This window comes from Neokomagataea tanensis (assembly GCF_006542335.1).
Taxonomy (GTDB): Bacteria; Pseudomonadota; Alphaproteobacteria; order Acetobacterales; family Acetobacteraceae; genus Gluconobacter; species Gluconobacter tanensis.
The window spans coordinates 1,141,150-1,161,572 of sequence record NZ_CP032485.1 but is presented as its reverse complement, the minus strand read 5'-3'; the positions used below and the strand labels follow the sequence as shown (position 1 = coordinate 1,161,572).

Annotated in this window: 17 protein-coding genes; 5 read left to right on the top strand and 12 right to left on the bottom strand. The window is 51.1% G+C overall.

Annotated features, from left to right (window positions below; all coding sequences use genetic code 11):
• Window positions 1–13 precede the first annotated feature (13 nt).
• Window positions 14–2,191 (bottom strand): TonB-dependent receptor, encoded by a 2,178-nt coding sequence (locus D5366_RS05355; protein ID WP_141492601.1) that lies wholly within the window; start codon window positions 2,189–2,191, stop codon window positions 14–16.
• Between the two features lie 374 nt (window positions 2,192–2,565).
• Between D5366_RS05355 and D5366_RS05350 the strand changes: the two genes are divergently transcribed.
• Complete coding sequence (locus D5366_RS05350) at window positions 2,566–3,381, top strand: SPFH domain-containing protein (RefSeq protein WP_205839606.1); 816 nt, start codon at window positions 2,566–2,568, stop codon at window positions 3,379–3,381.
• Between the two features lie 76 nt (window positions 3,382–3,457).
• Here the strand turns inward: D5366_RS05350 and ahpF are convergent, their stop codons facing one another.
• Entirely contained in the window at window positions 3,458–5,014 is a 1,557-nt protein-coding gene (gene ahpF, locus D5366_RS05345) for an alkyl hydroperoxide reductase subunit F (RefSeq protein ID WP_141492599.1), read from the bottom strand.
• Between the two features lie 122 nt (window positions 5,015–5,136).
• Entirely contained in the window at window positions 5,137–5,700 is a 564-nt protein-coding gene (ahpC, locus tag D5366_RS05340) for an alkyl hydroperoxide reductase subunit C (protein WP_141492598.1), read from the bottom strand.
• Window positions 5,701–5,943: 243 nt separating this feature from the next.
• Here ahpC and D5366_RS05335 point away from each other — a divergent pair, with 243 nt between their 5' ends.
• The gene (locus tag D5366_RS05335; protein ID WP_141492597.1) at window positions 5,944–8,073 is read left to right on the top strand and encodes a M3 family metallopeptidase; all 2,130 of its coding nucleotides are present in this window, start codon (window positions 5,944–5,946) and stop codon (window positions 8,071–8,073) included.
• Window positions 8,074–8,177: 104 nt separating this feature from the next.
• On the opposite strand, the gene D5366_RS05330 is transcribed toward D5366_RS05335, so the two are convergent.
• The 4 genes from D5366_RS05330 to D5366_RS05315 all read right to left on the bottom strand — a co-directional run bounded on the left by D5366_RS05330 (window position 8,178) and on the right by D5366_RS05315 (window position 12,385).
• Window positions 8,178–8,735: a methyltransferase family protein gene (locus D5366_RS05330; protein WP_141492596.1), complete on the bottom strand. Its 558-nt coding sequence runs from the start codon at window positions 8,733–8,735 to the stop codon at window positions 8,178–8,180.
• Window positions 8,736–8,963: 228 nt separating this feature from the next.
• Entirely contained in the window at window positions 8,964–9,533 is a 570-nt protein-coding gene (gene pth, locus D5366_RS05325) for an aminoacyl-tRNA hydrolase (protein ID WP_141492595.1), read from the bottom strand.
• Between the two features lie 4 nt (window positions 9,534–9,537).
• Window positions 9,538–10,140 carry a 50S ribosomal protein L25/general stress protein Ctc gene (locus D5366_RS05320; protein ID WP_141493839.1) on the bottom strand — a complete coding sequence of 201 codons (603 nt, stop codon included), beginning with the start codon at window positions 10,138–10,140 and terminating at the stop codon, window positions 9,538–9,540.
• 130 nt (window positions 10,141–10,270) lie between these two features.
• Complete coding sequence (locus tag D5366_RS05315; RefSeq protein WP_373317511.1) at window positions 10,271–12,385, bottom strand: protein-disulfide reductase DsbD family protein; 2,115 nt, start codon at window positions 12,383–12,385, stop codon at window positions 10,271–10,273.
• A gap of 263 nt (window positions 12,386–12,648) precedes the next feature.
• On the opposite strand from D5366_RS05315, the gene D5366_RS05310 reads away from it, so the two are divergent.
• Window positions 12,649–13,596, top strand: a complete 948-nt coding sequence (locus D5366_RS05310) for a hydrogen peroxide-inducible genes activator (RefSeq protein ID WP_141492594.1) — start codon at window positions 12,649–12,651, stop codon at window positions 13,594–13,596.
• Between the two features lie 5 nt (window positions 13,597–13,601).
• Here the strand turns inward: D5366_RS05310 and D5366_RS05305 are convergent, their stop codons facing one another.
• The 5 genes from D5366_RS05305 to D5366_RS05290 form a co-directional block, all read right to left on the bottom strand.
• Window positions 13,602–15,560 (bottom strand): putative bifunctional diguanylate cyclase/phosphodiesterase, encoded by a 1,959-nt coding sequence (locus tag D5366_RS05305; protein WP_141492593.1) that lies wholly within the window; start codon window positions 15,558–15,560, stop codon window positions 13,602–13,604.
• Between the two features lie 237 nt (window positions 15,561–15,797).
• Window positions 15,798–16,229: a D-glycero-alpha-D-manno-heptose-1,7-bisphosphate 7-phosphatase gene (locus D5366_RS05300; protein WP_240775358.1), complete on the bottom strand. Its 432-nt coding sequence runs from the start codon at window positions 16,227–16,229 to the stop codon at window positions 15,798–15,800.
• Between the two features lie 84 nt (window positions 16,230–16,313).
• On the bottom strand, window positions 16,314–17,318 hold the full coding sequence (gene rfaD, locus D5366_RS05295; protein WP_141492592.1) for an ADP-glyceromanno-heptose 6-epimerase: 1,005 nt from the start codon (window positions 17,316–17,318) through the stop codon (window positions 16,314–16,316).
• Window positions 17,319–17,451: 133 nt separating this feature from the next.
• The gene (locus D5366_RS11805) at window positions 17,452–17,589 is read right to left on the bottom strand and encodes a hypothetical protein (protein WP_170211019.1); all 138 of its coding nucleotides are present in this window, start codon (window positions 17,587–17,589) and stop codon (window positions 17,452–17,454) included.
• Window positions 17,590–17,734: 145 nt separating this feature from the next.
• Window positions 17,735–18,229, bottom strand: a complete 495-nt coding sequence (locus D5366_RS05290; protein ID WP_141492591.1) for a DUF2721 domain-containing protein — start codon at window positions 18,227–18,229, stop codon at window positions 17,735–17,737.
• A 124-nt stretch (window positions 18,230–18,353) separates the two neighbouring features.
• Between D5366_RS05290 and D5366_RS05285 the strand changes: the two genes are divergently transcribed.
• Entirely contained in the window at window positions 18,354–19,208 is an 855-nt protein-coding gene (locus D5366_RS05285; protein ID WP_141492590.1) for a creatininase family protein, read from the top strand.
• A 17-nt stretch (window positions 19,209–19,225) separates the two neighbouring features.
• Complete coding sequence (locus tag D5366_RS05280) at window positions 19,226–20,419, top strand: YVTN family beta-propeller repeat protein (protein WP_373317512.1); 1,194 nt, start codon at window positions 19,226–19,228, stop codon at window positions 20,417–20,419.
• The last annotated feature ends 4 nt before the right edge of the window (window positions 20,420–20,423 follow it).

The window sequence follows — 20,423 nt, the reverse complement described above, 5'->3', positions numbered from 1 at the left end:
TGGCTACCAAACATCAGAAGTCTGTTGTGAGGGATACTTTGTAGGTACGTGGCAAACCCTGTAGCAGGTAACCACCGAACGAAGATGCCCAGTAGCTTCTGTTAGCAATGTTTTCCACACCAAACCGAACCGTGACAGGCTTACGCTCTGCAAGGAATGTATAGCGTGTTCCGAGATCGAAACGCGTCCAAGACGGCACCCGCAGGGTATTTGCGTTGTTCGCCCATTGGTGACCCGTGTGAATCACCTGACCGGTAACGGTCGCGCCCTTCAGGAATGGCAGGTCGTACTCAATGTTACCGTTGATGTTGTATCCGGGAACACCAATCGCCCGCTTACCATCATAAGCACCTTGCGCTGTGCGCTTTTGCACGGCTGCAATGATCGAAGTACCACCGTTGAAGCGCAAGCCTTTCATGACTTCGCCATTAACAGTCCATTCAATGCCGCGATTGCGCTGCAATCCATCAACAGAGAAAATAGATTGCCCTGTCGAGCCATACGGCACTGCATAAGCGTTTGGCTTCGAGATTTGGTAGAACGCCAAGGTTGTGTAGAAACGTCCGATATCGTACTTGGCGCCGGCTTCGTACTGTACCGTCTTATATGGCGGGAAAACCTGACCGAGATTAACGACGCTACCCGTAGCTTGTGGCCCCTGGGACAGCCCTTCGATGCGATTGAAATAAAGCGACGTGTTGCGGATCGGATGCACAACTACGCCTACGACAGGCGTAACCGCATCAGCCGTGTACTGCGTAAACGACGCCCCATAACCGTAGCTGTTGATCAGCATCTTCTGGTAACGGAAACCACCTGTCACAGCGATACGTCCGTTCAACGCGGAGAGCGTGTCCGAGAAGAAAATGCTGTTCAAGCGTGTATAACCATTACGCTGTGGGTCGTTAACATTCCCACCTATAAAGGTCTGTGGCTGTGACTGCGCATAATATGTTGGCGTGTACAGATTTGAGCTTCTGGACGTCAAAGCAAATGCGTAAGCCGTATCCTGAGCTGACCACAGACCGGACCAACCAGCGTTCACTGCATGCTTGATGTTCCACGTTTCAAAGTGCGCTCTCACACCTGCGCGTGCGCTGAGGTTACTCTGGTTGTACGGGACATACATTGAACCGTTTGTGCCTGCGCCCGTTGCCGCATTGGTCACTGTCAAAGACGAGTAATCCCCTCTTTCACGACCGCTCAAACCACCAAGCGCAGCATACGCTGTCAGGTATTTTGAGAAATCATGTTCGACATTCACCATACCAAAGAAGTAGCGCAGGTTGGTATAAGTCCAAGGCTGGCCGTAGTTATGCGAAGCTGAAGGAACACGCGGCAAGCTTGTGAGGCTGGAGCTTAACAATACACCGGGACGTCCTTGGCGGACGCCTTGGTTCTCGTAATCTGCATCCACAGTGATACGCGTAGCATTATCGAGACTGTGCCAATCCGCACCAAGCCCCAAAGCCACGGAATGTCTGCGCTCGTCACGGATGGCCGTTTGGCCGCTCTTTCCGCTCGCGTTAAAGCGCAAGCCGAACTGCTGATTCTTGCCAAAACGCTGCCCTACATCCAGAGCACCACCGCCCATGGCTGAGCTTTCATAATCTGCCGTGAGGCGCTTGATTGGCTCTTTGGTCGCGTGTTTGAAAATAAGGTTGATGTTACCACCCAGTGATGAGCCACCCGGTGCAGCACCATTCAAGAACGCACTAGCCCCGTTTAGAACCTGTACTTGATCATAGAGCTGTGGTGACACGAGCTGCCGCGGCACGATACCGTATAGCCCGTTAATAGAGACGTCATCTCCATAGACAGGAAAGCCACGGATAATGAATTGCTCAGAGAAGTTCCCGTAACCGTACGTCGTGCGGACTGATGGATCATTCTCGAGCACTTGGCCCAATGTCTGGGACTGCTGGTTAAGGATCAGGGCCGAAGTGTAGCTGCGAATGTTGAACGGCGTATCAATGCCCTTCTGATTCCCCAGCGCGCCGAGTTGTCCACCAGACAGCACTTCCATCTGGTTGCGTCGCGCAGCTTTAACTACGATTTGTTCATCTGCCTGAACAGTTGATTTCTGCTTGTTTTTATCAACCTGCGTTGCTTCAGCATGCACTGATGGAACAACACAAAGTGTAAGCGCCGTTGCCGCGAGAACGCGTGCGCGCACAGAAAAAGGTGACATGAAGGGCACTTGTATTTTGCCTTAGAAAAAATGAGGTTGCGTCGTTTAATATGAATGCGAATTATTTTCAATAAATTTTTAATATAGCCTTTACCGCGCTACAAATGTTGGAAAACCGCGAAAAATTATCTTTCTCTCCCGGGATTTTTTTGTGTTTTCTTCCCCTGTTCGTGACAAAAATACCATCCCCTCAATTGGCAGGCTCAAAGGCTGGATAGAGTCACCATTTTACGTTACAATGCGTAACGATTGGAGTAATTTTAATAATACTTTGGGGGTTTATTATGTTTCACTCTGTTATCGGTATTTTGGTTTTTTTAATACTAATTTCATTGCCTGCAATTATTTCATCAATAAATATAATACCAGGTAGAATGGCTTATGTTTGTGAAGTACTTGGCAAACCACAAAGAAGACCCCTTAAAAGCGGTTTGAATTTCACTATCCCTTTCATAACGACCATTTCTTACAAAATATCTTTGCAGCAGCGTCAGGTTGAAACTCTTTCTGAAGTAAAAACGAAAGATGATGTTTTTATCGAAATTCGCTGGGTCCTTCTCTACAGCGTCCGCGATGACGATGACGCCATCTTCAATTTTGCTTATAAAGTAACGGAACCTGTAAAAAGATTAGTCTTCAAAGTGGAAAATGAAATTCGGCAAATTTCATCGACCATGACGCTTTCAGAGCTGTACTCACAACGTAACGCAATTGCATCACAAGTCATCGCCGACCAAACCACGGATGCCCTAGAATCCGGGTTGGATATTCATAACGTCACCATTGAACAACCTATGCCGCCAAAAGTTATCCAAGAAGCTATGAACAACAAGCTTGCCGCCATCGCTCGCAAAGATGCTGCACAAGCTGAGGCTGATGCTGAAATGGTCCGCCGGCTGGGTATTGCCAAAGCCGAGGCCATGAGCAAACAACTTCAAGGTGAGGGTATCGCAAATGAACGAAAAGCTATCGCAAAAGGATTTGCTGAAGCCGCTGCGACCTTACGCTCAAGTATGACGGATGCCAGCGAAGATGCCATCCTTGCCCTCATGTTAAACGTAAACCAAAACGATATGGTCACCACCGCAAGCCGCACAGGCAAAGCGACTGTCATTTTTGTCCCAACCGATATGAACATGCAAAATATCACGTCCACCTCAGCTGGGCGTTTTATCCCTACGCCAGAATAAACTCTTGTGTTTCACGTGAAACGCAAAAAATAAGGCGGCTAAAAGCCGCCTTATTTGCGAAGAGTAGTACAACCTATCAAACAGGCAGACGTATCAGATAATCAAAGGCTGACAGGGACGCTTTTGCACCCTCACCGGTCGCTATAACGATCTGCTTGTACGGTACCGTAGTCGCATCGCCCGCTGCAAAAACACCTGGGACTGATGTTGCGCAATGGTCGTTGACAACAATCTCGCCATAAGGGGACAGATCCAGCGCCCCTTGAAGCCATTCTGTGTTTGGCAACAGACCGATTTGTACAAACACGCCATCGACCTTCAGTTCGTGCGCAGCACCATCAGCACCTTGGTATGTGAGGCCCGTGACTTCCTTACCGTTACCCTGAATTTCGGAGGTAAGGGCGTTCGTCAACACAGTTACGTTCTTCAGGCTGTGCAGCTTATCTTGCAGAACCTTATCAGCCTTAAGTTGGCCACCACGCTGCAAAAGCGTAACGTGAGAAACGATACCCGCCAAATCAATCGCAGCTTCTACGCCACTATTGCCACCACCAGCAACAACGACTGGACGCCCCTTGTAGAACGGACCATCACAATGCGGGCAGTATGCCACGCCCTTGGTCATGTATTCCTTCTCACCCGGCACACCTAACTGACGCCAGCGCGCACCCGTCGCGAGGATGATCGTCTTGGAGCGCAGGCTTGCACCACTTTCGAGAGCAATCTCATGCAAACCTGTTTCGCCTTGCTTTGGCACAAGCTTGGTTGCGCGCTGCGACGTGATAACCTCTACGTCATATTGGCGTACATGGGCCTCAAACGCAGCGGCGAGATGCGGGCCTTCTGTTTCCTTGACGGAAATGAAGTTTTCGATGCCAGCCGTATCCATAACTTGGCCGCCAAAACGCTCAGCTACCAGCCCTGTCCGCAACCCCTTACGCGCGGCATAAACAGCGGCAGAGGCGCCAGCCGGTCCACCACCCAGAACCAGAACGTCAAACGGAGCAAGATCATCCAACTTGGCCGCAGCGCGCTCAACCGAAGACTCATCCAGCTTGGCCAGTATCTGGTTTATGTCCATGCGCCCTGATGAGAATGGCACACCATTGAGGTAAATCTGCGGTACGGAACGGATGCCGCGCTCTTCGACCTCAGCCTGAAAATCTGCACCATCAATGGCGATATGCTGAATTTTTGGGTTAAGGACACTTAAGGTGTTGAGAGCCTGTACAACGTCAGGGCAGTTTTGGCATGACTGGGAGAAGTACGTCTCAAAACGGAACTCACCATCCAACGCGCGAATTTGTTCGATTTGGTCCGCATCAACTTTCGGGGGGTGACCACCCACCTGCAGGAGCGCCAGCACAAACGACGTGAATTCATGACCCATCGGCAGACCGCCGAAAGAGACCTGCTCATTCGAACCCGCACGGCGGATAAGGAATGATGGGCTACGCGAGGCCGTGCCCTGATCCGAAAAACTTACCTTGTCGGACAGGCTGGCGACTTCTTCCAACACGCCACGAATTTCGTTCGAGCGGTCATCTGCTCCCAGCGTCGCTTCAAGAACGACGTTCTCGCGCAGATAGTCCATGTAGGCGCGCATCTGGGTTTTCAGGTCGTCCTGAAGCATGGTTTTCTCCCAATTATATCTAGGAACAGAAGTATTACCTGCGGAACGTGTACAGGCTCATCACAAACAATATGGGTGGCAGGAGTTATAAAACTCCTGCCCCAACAAAACCGATCGAAAGATCAGATTTTGCCGATAAGGTCGAGAGAAGGCTTCAGCGTGGTGGAGCCTTCTTTCCACTTAGCTGGGCAAACTTCGCCTGGGTTAGCGGCTACGTATTGAGCTGCACGGACCTTGTCGAGGAGTTCTGTTGCACTACGACCTACGCCACCGGACGTAATTTCGATGTACTGAACCTTACCTTCTGGGTCGAGCAGGAACGTACCACGGTCTGCCATGCCAGCTTCTTCGATGTAAACGTCGAAGGACTTGGAGATTGCAGCTGTCGGGTCACCAAGCATCGTGTACTTGATCTTGCCGATTGCCGGTGATGTGTCGTGCCACGCTTTATGCGTGAAGTGCTTGTCCGTAGACACGCCGTAGATTTCGACGCCAAGCTTGTCGAATTCTGCCTGATGGTCAGCAAGGTCTTCGAGTTCGGTTGGGCAAACGAATGTGAAGTCTGCTGGGTAGAAGAAGAATACAGACCACTTACCGCGTACGTCTGAATCCGTAACCGTTAAGAACTTGCCATCGCGGAATGCGTCGGTGCTGAAAGGAGCCAGCGTAGAGTTAATGCGAACCATCAGAAATCTCCTGCTTTGTCGCCTTGGGTTTTGAGACAAGAGTGTATGTCCCACAGAATGAGGAGAACAGGAAACAGTTCCTGTCAATATCATTGATCGGTTTAACCGAATGAATTTTCCATAAATTACAGGTCGTATCGATCAATAAACATTCAAGAGCCCATGCCTATAATTCCTACGCATTGGACCTCCCTCTTCTTCTCACCTACAGTCCATCCGTCATTACAGAACTAGGATAATGTCATGAATACAAAGTCTTGGATGCGTGCTGTTTGCGCGCTTTCCTTTACCGCTCTGGCAGGTGCCCAAGCACAAGCCGCCGAGACAAATCCTTTTTTTAGCGCAAGCACATTACCGTATCAGGCACCACGCTTCGACCTGATCAAAGATAGCGATTACGCCCCCGCTTTCGAGCGCGGAATGGCAGATCACATGCGTGAAATCCTTGCTATCGCCAACAACAAAGCCGCACCGACTTTCGAGAACACCATTACGGCGCTCGAAAAATCTGGTCGCCTTCTAGACCGGGTTCAGGAAACATTTTTCGGCGTATATCAAGCCAATAGCAACCCAACCCTAGATAAGGTTGAGAGCCGCGAAGCAGCACGTCTCTCCCAACATGCTGACGAAATCAACTTAAACCCACGCCTTTTTGCACGCGTGAAAGCGCTGTACGATGCGCGCGCAACTTTGAATTTGGACCCAGAGCAAGCACAGCTTCTGGATGTGTACTACCAGCAATTCGTTCATTCCGGTGCGCAGCTTTCTAAAGGCGACAAAGTCAAACTGCGGGCAATCAACACAAAGCTGGCAAACCTTGAATCTGCTTATCAGCAAAAGCTGATTGCCGCAGCTCGTGACGGCGCTCTGGTCGTTGACTCCAAAGAGGCTCTTGCTGGCTTGGACGATGGTAGCATTGCCGGAGCCGCCAAAGCCGCAGAAGGCCGAAACTTGGCCGGAAAATGGGTTCTCCCCCTGCAAAACACAACTCAGCAGCCATCTTTGCAGGGCCTAAGCAACAGAGCCACACGCCAAGCTCTCTTCGACCACAGCTGGAACCGCGCAGAACGCGGCGATGCAAACGACACCCGCTCAACCATTGCGGAACTTGCTCAACTCCGCGCGCAAAAAGCGGCTTTGTTTGGTTACCCGAACTACGCCGCCTACGCGCTTTATGATCAAATGGCGAAAACACCAGAAGCGGCAAATAGCTTCATGCAAAAACTGGTGCCCGCCATCGCTGCTGAGCAGAAAAACGAAGTTAACCTTTTGCAGGATGCTATTCACCGCGACGGCGAGAACTTCTCGCTCATGCCATGGGACTGGCAACGTTATGCCGAACAAGTTCGCCGTGAAAAATACGCCCTCAATCAAGATGACGTAAAACCGTATTTTGAACTCAAAACAGTTCTGACAGATGGCGTATTTTTTGCTGCTAATCAGCTTTACGGGCTGACCTTTAAGCCTCGCACCGACATCCCGGTCTATCATCCTGATGTCATGGTCTTTGAAGTCTTCGACAAAGACGGCTCACAACTGGGTTTGATGTATTTTGACTACTTCAAGCGAGACACCAAATCGGGCGGCGCATGGATGTCCAATTTCGTGGGTCAATCCAAACTCCTTGGTACGAAGCCCGTCATCTACAATGTCGCAAACTTTGCAAAAGCGGCACCAGGCCAGCCTCAGCTCATCACTTCTGATGACGTAACCACAATGTTCCATGAGTTTGGACATGCCCTGCACGGCCTCTTCGCAAGCCAGACTTATCCGTCTCTCTCTGGCACCAGCGTCGCCCGTGACTTCGTTGAATTCCCCTCACAGTTCAACGAAAATTGGGCATTTGACCCGAAAGTTCTGGCGCATTACGCCCGCAACTACAAAACCGGCGCTCCGATGCCGCAAGACCTTGTAGCCAAGATTAAAAAAGCTGCCCGCTTCAATCAGGGCTATGCTCTGGGTGAAATCGTGGCAGCCTCTGAACTAGATATGAAGTGGCACAGCCTTGCTGCTTCCGCTCCGCGCCAAGACGTTGATAAATTTGAAAGCGAAGCCCTCAACAGCATGGGGCTGGACGTTACGCACGTTCCACCACGCTATCGTTCAACCTACTTCCTACATATCTGGTCCAATGGCTATTCCGCCGGATATTACGCGTATCTCTGGACGGAAATGTTGGATCAAGATGCCTTCGCATGGTTCACGCAGCACGGCGGCCTTACCCGTGAAAACGGCCAACGCTTCCGTGACATGATCCTCTCCAAGGGCCATACGATGGATTATGGTCCAATGTTCCGCGCCTTCTACGGCAAAGATCCGGAGATTGAACCGATGTTGGCTCACCGTGGTTTGACCACAGAATCAGCAAACTAAAATAATGTTCCCTGCTGGGTCCGAAACACCACTCGGCCCCAGCAGGAATTAACTTTATGCGCTCTTTACACCCCACTGGGGGGAACCCCGCCCAACAACGCCAGCTAGTAAAGCTTGGGTATTAAACGCCAGCTTTTGGCACAGTAATCTTTCCACTCCGGGCCAAAGGCATGCGCCAACGCGTGCTCTTCAATGCGGATGCGATACAAAAAAGCAGCCAGAGCCGGAAGCGTTACGAGTAAAATGCTACCAGCATTGCCCATAAGTACCCCAGCGCCTGCCAAAACGAGGAGCGCCCCGGTATAAGAAGGATGACGAATAACACGATAAGGGCCGTCCCTCATCAGTACCTGCCCGGTCGATAGCGCAACATCTACCGTAAACCAGCGACCCAAGCGGTAAATCGCATACCAGCGCAAGATTAAGCCCGAAACAGTCAACACTACCCCCAATGCCAGAACACTTTCTTTTTGAGGCAAGGTGAGCGCGGGGAAAAAGGATTGTGCTTGAAACGCTGCAAAAATAGAAACGGGCAATATTACCCAAAACAATCGCAAGCTACTGTGATCATGACCTTTCGTACCCCCCGATCGGCGCTTTAGCAGAAGCCCTAGCTCCCCGAGCGAGAAGGCCAGCACGAAAATTATTGCCAATTTATGCATAATACGTCACCGCAAAAATGATTTTGTTTTTGACGCGTTCAATGTGACGTAAAGAATATGCTTTTAACATAGCCCAATGTCATACAGTTATTATGACAGCGAGCACCTCAGCAATACCATGTATATAAGTAGAAAGAACCTGAAAGGCTTATTTTGAAACTGCATTTCTAGCGAGGCAGAAAGCCCTTACATAAAGGTGCAGGGATGAGCATCCCTGCCAAACAAAGCCTACCCCAAAAGTAACGCTACTTTGGTCATGAAAGCTTCGCGCTCACCTTTTGCAAGAATTGATGCCGCGTCTGCGATTGCGTCCAACCAGCGCTCCAGCTCAGGCTCTTCAGCCTTCGCAAAATTGCCGAGAACATGCGCATGCACACGGTCTTTATGCCCGGGGTGTCCAATTCCCATCCGAACACGCCAGTAATCTGGCCCCGGGAGGCAACGGTCCATAGAGCGTAGACCATTATGCCCAGCCGCACCGCCCCCGCGTTTGATACGTAACTTAGCAAAAGCCAAGTCAAGCTCATCGTGAAAAACGGTAATATCGGATTGTGGGATTTTGAAAAATTGAGCCGCCTGCTGAACACTATCACCAGAAAGGTTCATATAGGTCATGGGCTTGAGGAGCAAAATTTTCTGCCCCCCAATATTTCCGTCAGCGGTTTCACCGCGGAAACGCTTGCGCCATGGGGAAAACCCATGACGCGCGGCAATGGCGTCAACCGCCATAAAACCGATATTGTGTCGATGACGGCTCATCCCCGGCTCGGGGTTGCCGAGGCCGGTCCAGAGCTGCATGGACTTACTCCGCAGCAGCGTCTTCAGCAGCGTCTTCGTCAACGCTTGGTGCAGCAACAGACACGATCACGAGGTCAGAAGGCTGAGAACCCGTCAGTGACGTGCCTTCCGTACCCTTCAGGTCCGTCCAACGAACGGTGTCATGAATGTCCAGACCGCTGATGTCTGCAACGAAGTGCTCAGGAATGTTCGCTGGGTCAACTTCAACGTCTACAGAGTGGTAAACAACGTTCAGAACGCCGCCACGCTTTACGCCTGGTGCTTCACCTTCAACGGCAACTGGCACAGCAACGTGGATCTTGTGACCCGCTGCAACGCGCTGGAAGTCGATGTGGATTGGTGCGTCTGTGACCGGGTGCAGCTGCACGTCACGGATCAGAACGGAAGATGTAGCGCCACCTTCAACAGCAACGTTGTAAACGCGTGATGAAACACCACCGCGATACAGTTCCTTCATGATCACGCGTGGGTCAATCGCAACGATTTCTGGCTCTTGCTTGTTGCCATAAATGACACCAGGAACAAGGCCAGCACGTCTCGTAGCGCGCGCTGCCCCCTTACCAGCCTTCGCGCGCGGAGAGACAGCAAGTGTCGTCAATTTGGTCACAGTATTACGCTCCTGCGTAGAAAATTTCGTCAAACACAGACCTCCAGGGGTGCCTGTGCGTGCGGCGACGTAGCCGAAAATGGCGCTTTGCACAAGTTTTTTCGCACAAAATCGCCATTTATTCGTGGCTTTACTGCTGCGGGGTAATAGCTTTCAGGACCAGTGCAGGCGTCAGAATCTGTGGCAAAACAACCCCTTCTCCATGTGGCGGGTAATACACATAAAGGGGCACGCCATCGCGCCCATGCTCTTTTAAGAAAGCAGAAATAGTCGCATCCCGATTCGTCCAATCGCCTTTCAAATACGCTACGTGGTTTTTAACAAACCCATCCCGCACAGAGGCCACGTCCAAAGCAACGCGCTCATTTACCATACACGTGATGCACCACGATGCGGTCATGTCTATGAAAACCGGACGCCCTTCAGCCCGCAACGCGGCCAAACGCTCGGATGAATAAGCCTCTATGCCTGCTTGCTGTGAAGGGGATGCCATTGCCCGCGCTGGCTCACGTAGAGCCTGCGTTAATGCCCCTGCACACGCCAAAACGGCCAGTAGCGTAAGCCCGCGGCATAGCCACACTGTCTTATCCGCACCTTCCATTATAGCCCGGCGTTGGCCAATGCCGTGCAACCACGCGGCAATTGCCAGCAGGACCAAACCTCCGGCTACGGTTACGACGATATCAGCCCCACGCTGAACAACCGCCACCCACAATAACCATACGCATGTTGCCAGTAACGGAAAGGCCAAAACCTGCTTCAACACATTCATCCACGCACCCGGCTTTGGAAAGCGCGACGCAACGCCCGGCACACCAGCAGCCAAGAGATAAGGCGCAGCCAAACCCAACCCCATGGACAAAAAGACCAGCAAGCCCATGACAGGCGGGCCACTCAGCGCTGACGTAATCGCCACCCCCATAAACGGTGCAGTGCATGGCGTTGCTACAATAACCGCAAGGAGGCCCGTCATGAGATCGTTACCAACGCCATGGCCGCTAGTTTGAATCTGCCCCAAGCGGCCCGCACTAATCTCAAAAACACCCAGCAAGTTCAGCGCCATACCAAACAGCAACCAGCACACGGCAACGACAAACCCCGTTGACTGGAACTGAAAGCCCCACCCCGCCGCTGAGCCAGCAAAACGCAATCCAATCATGATCCCGCCGAGAACGGCGAAAGACCCCACAACACCTATTGTATAAAACAGAGCACTACGAAGTTGCGCGGAACGCCCGTGTCCCCCCATACGCGCCAAAGACAATGCTTTCATTGCCAAAACAGGAAAAACGCACGGCATAAGGTTGAGAATTAGTCCGCCGATAAAAGCGAACACTATCATTTTCAACCACCCACCAGCGTCTGGTGCAGTGTCCGTATTCGGTGCTGCCGTCGAGGTCCCCTGCGTCTGAACGCCCGGCTTAACAGTGACTGAGAGCGCGCTTTCCTCCCCATGAGCATCCTTTAAAACAACCACGCCGCTCAATGGCGCGTCCCGTTTAGCCGTTTTTTGGAACGGAAGAGCCAGCGCAAGACTGTTGTTTTTCACGGTCAAGCGTTGCTGCGCCACTTGATCAAGTACATCGCTGTCGATTGGCAAAAACCACGCGTCTGAGACTGACGTGGGCGATAAACCCGCACCTGACAGGGTGAGAACACCATCTGCACCCAAAGTCGAGGCAAAAGGCGAAGGTACTGGCATGTGCGCTTGTGCAGCATCAAACTTTGCTGCGTCTTTACCCGGCTCTGCAGCCGCTGCGACAGCGGGTAAGGACAACGTGAAATCGCCGCTTTCAGGCACGCAGACCTGTGCACAAACAAGCCATTCAGCATGTGCGTGCAATGTAACAGGGCCGGCCCCTTTAAGAGCCATTGTTTCTGGGAGCAGCGTATCCCCAAGATACGCGTAGGACATCAGGCCGCCTTCGCTGATCCTGACGGGGACCGGCCAATGAATATCTGACCCTTTTCCCGTCGCCCCACCCGATGCCGTAACATCAAGCGTCGGCTGGGCGCCTGCGTCACCCGGATTAATCCAGTAAGTATGCCAACCCGGTTTGAGCTGAAGACGCAGCCCAACCCTTAAAGTCTGATCCGGCCCGACTGCATCACGATCTGTGATAAGCGTGGCCGTATCATTTTCAGATGTAACAGCAGCGCTTTCTGCCGCACGCACCGGGGATATTGTGGCCAAACCACACGACAAAACAGCCCCAAGGGCCAATAAGTGGGTTACGTTACGCAAAGCTAATCCTCGGTGCCACAGGTGAAACCACGTTTGGGTGCCAACACATCAATCATGCCAGAGATAGGAAGGCCGCTCCCTTTACGCTACAGCAATAAGAGACAATTCATCAAAAAACTTATCCCTATTGGCTCCGTAACCAGCATGATCTGTCCGCAGTCTAGACCCCAAAACTGAAAATTTCGTCACATAAAAGATACAAATTCCACTAACAAGAAAAGCTGGGCTTTCATTCACATTAATTCGGTCTTATCTATGATTTCATGAGCTATATTCCTTTAGCGGGCCTTTCCCTGCGTGATATCGAATACGTCGTTGCTGTTGACGACCTGCGAAATTTTTCACGTGCTGCTGAACGATGCGGCGTGAGCCAAGCTGGCCTGTCCGAACAGGTCCGCAAACTGGAGCAGCTCTTAGACGTCACGCTTTTTGAGCGTTCCCGCCGACACGTCGCGCCAACACCAGAAGGCGAACGCCTAATCAGCCTTGGACGCGAAGTATTGGCCTCAGCCCGGACACTTCTTGAAGTTGCACGCGCCCGGTGTAGTCCGCTTGAAGGTATCCTTCGCCTTGGCGTTATACCAACGCTTGGCCCGTATTATATTCCCGGTCTATTACCTCGTTTGCGCGGCAAATACCCCCAGCTTTCTTTACGGCTGACAGAAGGTATGACCGACAACGTCGTACGCTTGCTCCGTAGCGGCGAGCTGGACCTTGCACTTATTGCTCTGCCCGCCCCGTCCGACTCATTGGAAACTATACCGCTCTTTGACGAAGCTTTTTTGGGTGTGTTTCCCACCGCTCACGAATTAACCAAACAAAAGAAACTTAAAATCGAGCAGCTCGGCCGCAACGACCTGCTTCTCCTTGAGGACGGGCACTGCTTGAGAGATCAGGCCCTCTCACTCTGCACGGCACTTCCACGCCCAAGGGAGGAAGGAAATAATCCGCGTCTCGCCACAAGCCTCGAAATGCTTTGGCATATGATTGGCGCAGGCGAAGGATTCTCGCTTATTCCTCAACTGGCACTTCAAAACCGTAGCGATTTTCAGAACCTCGTCAGCGTTCGCCATTTCGAAGATGCCGAAGCACGGCGGACAATTGGCCTCGCGTGGCGCAGTTCAGACCCACGCTCCGATGTATTTCGTGGTTTGGCGCAGTTTCTGCGGGAAACAACACCGGAGTCCTGCACCCCCTACCAACCTGCCTAAAAGGCTCAGATTAAACTTGGGCGCGCCATGCCAAGAGCTTCAACCCTCAGCGCGCTCCAAGTCCCTTGCAGGCACTCCTGCAAAGACGGAATAGTCCGCACCCCAAAATCAGCTACAAAGGCTCGTGCGTGCTCAGCCAGCATTGGCCTGCTGATGTAATACCCTTGGTGCTGATAACACCCTATTCCCTGCAGGGTAGACGTCTGGGACGCAGTCTCGACCCCCTCCGCTGTCATATCGATCGAAAGATCGTGACAAATTTGAACAATGCCTTGGATAATTGCCCTAGCAGCCTCAATACGGCCAAGTTCCGCTATAAAGCTCCGATCCATCTTTACACGGGTGACGGGTATAGATCGTAAAAAACTCAGCGAAGAATAACCTACCCCCAAGTCATCAATAGCAACCAGCACCCCCACGCCTCGCAACGCTGTAACAATAGCATGCACCGCTGGCAGGTCTTCAATCATGGCTGTTTCCGTGATTTCAATCTCCAACCGCTCTGGTGGAAGTCCGCTTTCTTTCAACGCTGCGTAAATGCTGTCCAATAAATCTGCCTCGATGAAGCTTTTGGGCGAAACATTGACAGACACTATCAAATTATCAGGCCATTTTACGGCTTCCATACACGCTGTTTTCATGACCCAACGGTCAATTTCAAACATGAGGCCGATTTCTTCCGCAAGCGGAATAAAGTCATTTGGCGGAACGGTCCCCAACTCTGAATGTTCCCATCGCAACAACGCCTCAAAACTCACAACAGCATGCGTATTCCAATCAATAACAGGCTGATACATGAGATAAAACTCACCAGAACCAACAGCTCTGCGTAAAGCGCTTTCGTAGGCTTGGCGCTGTTCAGCCTGCTCCAGCATCCATGGCTCATAAACAGCGCAACAGCCTTTCCCTGTAGTTTTTGCCGCATACATGGCGCAGTCTGCCTGCCGCAAAAGCTGCTCAGATGTCACACTCCCAACGTGGGCAATAGCAACTCCGACGCTCGCACTTACTGTAACTTGGCCGAAAGTCAGTTGATCGCAAGATGATAAATCCGCCGCAATGCGCGTAGCCGTCGTCATCACGTCGTCCTCAGTCGTCTGCGTCGAACAAAAGACGACAAACTCATCACCACCCAAACGCGCGACCAGATCACTCTTCCGCACATTCACGCGCAATCGCTGCGCAACGAGCCGCAATAATTCGTCCCCAGCATTATGCCCGTAACGGTCATTCACCTGCTTGAAATTATCCAAATCGAGATAAATCAGAGCCACAATGTTCTGCGCGTCAGATAACGCTAAGGCACTCCGCATTACGTCTTGCAAAGCAGTCCGATTAGCGAGGCTCGTGAGAATATCCTCACGTCCTCCCTGGAGCTTTAACCGTATCTCCTCCAAGGCCGCGGCCATTGCACCAATTTCATCGCGGCGTTTTTCTTCCTCAACCGAAATCGAAAATTCACCTTGTGCAATCGCCAGCGTCCGGTCCCTCAACCTCAGCAAAGGCCATGCAATGCCCCGATAACCCATGACCGCCGAGACCGCGACAAACAGGATAAGAGTGATTCCAGCAACCCACCCGCAGAGCCGCGCCTCAAACCATGCTTGTGCCTCAATATTTTTTAGGCTTTTCTGAACACTTGCTTGCCGCTCCTGCTCAACACGCCTCATATCCGCCAGAAGCCCGTGACACATGGCTATAATAAGTTTTGCTTTCTTCTCATTCTCCGAAAAATTTTTCTGTTTTTTTTGCTCAAAAAAGAGCGTCGCATTTTTATCAATTTCTAATAAGTCTTTCTTATACTTATCGATAACATCATCCTTTGATGCACTTACCAGCTTTATTTCTTCTATTTTTTCGAGTTCTTTATTATAATTACTTTTGTATAAATTAACTATATTGTATATTTTGCTTGAATCGTACTCAGTCTCGATCTCGTCTATATTGCGCGTAATATCGTCCAAGAGATTAACTGCCCCGTACAAGGAAACAGTGCTTCTGTCATATTCGCTTAAAAGGCTCTTATAACTTCTATTAATTCCTACTTCGCTATGGGCGAGGTATATATTTCCAAAAAAAGAAACAATACAGAAAGATAAAGCTAAAATAAATATTTTTGTCTTTACAGAAATATGCTTTAACAAAACCCATCTCCAGCGAAATATTTTGCGAATATTTGCGCTGGTTTTATTAATTATCTCCTAAAGCGGGAGATTTTTTAAAAAATCGAATAAATTTTCCTCGTTGAACAAAAAACCAGAAATCTTAGCTTTCTGCGCTGCCAAAATATCCGTTTTTTTGTCGCCAATCAGAAACGACTTTTCACGACTAATATTATGCTCCCGAATCGCTTTTTCGATCATCCCGGCATTCGGCTTACGGTCGTCATGCTCTTGACTGTAAGCGTCCACGCTCCCTTGCGGATGAAAAGGGCAGTAATAAAAATGATCAATTACTGCTCCATGCTGCGCATAATATTTTTGCAAATGGTGGTTAAACCCCAAAACGGCGTCCTCACCAAAATACCCCCGCGCAACACCAGATTGGTTGCTTACCACGATCACTTTATAGCCAAGCGTATTTAAAGACGAAACAGCTTCAACGGCCCCGTTTATCGCCTGAAAATCTTCCAAACGATGCGGGTAACCAACATCAACATTCAACACTCCGTCACGGTCTAAAAACGCAGCGGGCGTGGAGGGAGGAACTATCACTGCTCAGGCGGCGCGATTTGCTAAAAGATCAGCCACATAGCGTGTAACGCCCGCATTAACGTCAGCAAAAACATGGTCACAACCTACAGCACGTAAACGGCTAATATCTGCCTGCGTGAAGCTTTGATACTTTCCACGAAGCGCGTCAGGGAAAGGGATATAATGCAAAATATTCCCTTGAACCATTTCCTCAAGGCTTAGAGGGCTAAGGCCTTGATTATGCCGTACCGCGTTTACGACAGAATGTGCGACGTCGTTGAACGGCTGAGCGCGTCCGCTACCCAAATTGAATACGCCGCTTTTGTCAGGGTGATCAAAGAACCACAAATTAACGGCGACCACATCATCGATAAAAACAAAGTCACGTAATTGCTGGCCCGCTGCGTAGCCTTCATATTCGCCGAACAAGCGGACATGACCTTCAGCCATATATTGATTGAAATTATGGAACGCGACGGATGCCATGCGTCCTTTATGCTGCTCTCTCGGACCATAAACGTTGAAGTACCGAAAGCCCGCCACCTGCGTTTTTAAGCGTGGTTCAGCTTGGCGTACAACCTGATCAAATAACAACTTTGAATAACCATACACATTAAGCGGTTTTTCAAACTCAGCCTCTTCACGGAAGGAAGTGCTTCCCCCGTAAGTCGCTGCGCTTGATGCGTATAGTAACCTCGTCCCGGTCACGGCGCAGCGGTCCAGCAGTGCTTTGCTGGTCGCGTAGTTATTAGCCAGCATGTACTGGCCATCATGCTCCATCGTGTCCGAGCATGCGCCTTGGTGAAATATGGCCTCAACATCCCCGTAATGCCCTTTGGAAAAGGCCTCATAAAATACGGTTTTGTCGACGTAATCACAGATCGTTAGATCTGTCAGGTTATGAAATTTCGAGGAGTTTTTCAGATTATCGACCGCGATAATCTCCGTATACCCGCGCTGGTTCAGCCCTTTCACGAGGTTTGACCCGATGAAGCCGGCAGCTCCAGTAACAATAATACGGCTCGACATTACGCCCCAACTTTCAAAATGAAAAACATTCCTCAGCCTCTAATGAGGGGAAATGCCGGAGCGACACAAGAAAAAATCAAAATCATTCCTCCACATCAAATGCGGAACGGGAATGATTAGTTACTTCCCTCGCTCAGCTATCCTGAAAACGATCTGAAGCAACTGTAGCAATCATCAGCGCACCAACCAGAGGTACGAAAACAACCATTGCACATTCAGACACGAGACATGTCGGAAGACCAATAAGATGAACTAACGTCATTGAGATCATGATACAAACCACCTGTTCGCCAAGCCGTGATTGACTTGGGCGGGGCGGACATCGGCTAATTTTCTGCCAGAAGCAACTGGAGCTGGAAGTAGATCAGATCTGCATATTTCGCATGTAACCAAACGAGGAAATGAATTTCCCTTGATCACGGCAACGGCGGAAGTGCCCCGCGACGCTTCAATCCGTGCCAGCTTAAAAATGTATCTGCCAAGAAGAAAGAGAGCGCTCCAACGGTGCACATAAGGGCCAAACCAAACAGCGCCAGCATCCACGATGACGTGCTTGAATCCCGCAGAGAACCAACAAAAAGTGCCATTGCAGCGCCGCAAGTTGCTGCGCCGCCAGTACCGTTCAACAAGATTGCTGCATCCAAAACAAATATACGTCTTTGGAGGTGGAAAGAATGTGCTTCCAAACGCTTTCTATCCGCCTTCCCTGTCTCACCATCCTCATCGGAAATTGGGGCCGCTAATTGTTTGTGAATGGCCTCAAGATGGTCTGAAACGCGGGCCAGCCTTGTGTTAAACGCATTGATCAGCGTTCCGATTCCGGAAAGCATGAAAACAGGCGTCAATGCAACCTGAATAAGGTGCGCTGCGCTACCTACGGTATCAATGTCAGTGGGCGTCTGAAAAAACATAATGTCTCTATCTACTCGGAAACGGATACCAACACTCAACTTACCGCCCCGGCGCTCCCCCACTGGCAAGGCCGTGCACTTTCAGAGTATCAAACAAACATATTGAACCACGGAAGGACAGAGCATGCCGACTTGGCGGCCTCTCTCATCGCTCTTTTTTGTACTCGGAACGTCTTTCCTTGGCCTTACGACAATCGGACCCAATGCGGTACAGGCGGCAGAACCTCACTGCGTTGGCCCGTCGCAGCGTGTGGCATTTGAATGTCAAAGCTGGACGGATATTAATACCGCGCTCCAAAACGGAACACGCACCATCATCATTCCCATCGGGGGAACGGAACAAAGCGGTCCTTTCATTGACGTTGGTAAGCACAACATACGCGCGGAAGCTCTGGCTACTGCAATTGCTGAGCGCTTGGGGCAAACATTTGTGGCGCCTGTTATTGCTTATGTCCCTGAGGGAGGCACATCACCCCGCACCTCTCACATGCGCTTCCCCGGGACTATTTCTATACCCCCAGCAATATTCAGTGGTCTTATTGAGGGAGCTGCTGAAAGCTTTCATGTACAGGGCTTTCGCTACATTGTCTTTCTCGGGGACCATGGCGGATACCAAACACTCATGACGGAGGCCGCCCAAACGCTGAACAAGCGTTGGAAAGGCCAAGCCTATGCCATTGCGGCGACAGGCTATTATGATGCCGTCCCCCATGCGTTTGCAGACGAGTTACGCTCACGCGGTTATGCCGCAGACGTCGGCAAACATGCAGAGTTGAGCGACACCTCTCTCATGCTCGCAGTTGACCCATCGCTCGTCCACAGCGATGCTTTGAGACATGCATCAAAGCCAAGCTCAGCCGATGGTGTTTATGGAGGTGACCCCCGCCGCGCATCAGCCGCGCTAGGGGAAATTGGTACATCTCTTCAAATACAGGCCGGGATCGCGGCCATTCAGTCCTTCAAGGAGCAACACCCATGATGACTAAACCACGTTCAATGCGCTGCCTCGGCGCTTTGGCACTTGGCCTTTTCTTTAGCACGACACTCTCGGCTCAGGCACAAACGACACCACCGGTTGCTTCCCCTGATGCAACGTCTGCGGCGCCTTCCTCTGTAGTCCATACTATTCCGGGCATGCCGCCGGTCATTGACCCGAACAATATTTACAGCGAAGCATCAGCCGGTCGCATCGCGCCCGCTATTGCAAATGACCCTGCGCGAATCTACGTCCCCAACCTTCGTGGAAACAGCGTTTCAGTCATCGACCCTGCAACTTTCAAAGTCATCAAAACCATCCCTGTTGGGCGTTCGCCACAACACGTTGTACCGGGCTGGGACCTGCGTACCCTGTGGGTCACTAACAACAGCGAAGGCCGCAATGACGGCTCCCTTACCCCGATAGATCCTGCAACAACTTTACGCGGTAAAGATGTTGTGGTCGACGACCCATACAACATGTACTTCACGCCCGATGGCCGCTACGCCATCACCGTTGCAGAAGCCCATGAGCGTCTGGATTTCCGCGACCCACATACGATGGAACTCAAGGGCTCGGTTTCTGCACCACAGTGTAAAGGAATCAACCATGCCAATTTCTCGGCGGATGGGAGCTACGCTATCTTCACATGTGAGTTTGGTGGATACGTTGCCAAAATCGACACTGTTAACCTCAAACTTTTGGGGATGCTGAAGTTATCGCGCGGTGGCATGCCACAAGACATCATGGCAGCCCCCGATGGGCATAAATTTTACGTTGCGGACATGATGGCAGACGGTGTGTTCGTTCTTAACGGCGATACATTCCAAGAGACTGGGTTTATCCCAACTGGCATCGGCACACACGGCATGTATCCAAGCCGTGATGCCCGTGTGCTATACGTAGCCAACCGCGGCTCACACAAAATTCACGGCCCACACCGCGGCCCCGGCAGCGTGTCGGTCATCGACTTTGCTACGGACAAAGTTATAAAAACATGGCCCATCCCGGGTGGTGGCAGCCCTGACATGGGCAATGTCAGCGCAGACGGAAAATTGCTCTGGCTGTCAGGCCGCTTCGATGACGTTGTCTATGCAATCGACACGGACACAGGCGCTGTCCGCAAGATTCCAGTCGGCGCGGAACCCCACGGACTTGCTGTGTGGCCCCAACCCGGCCGCTACAGCATTGGTCACACAGGCCTGATGCGTTAATTTA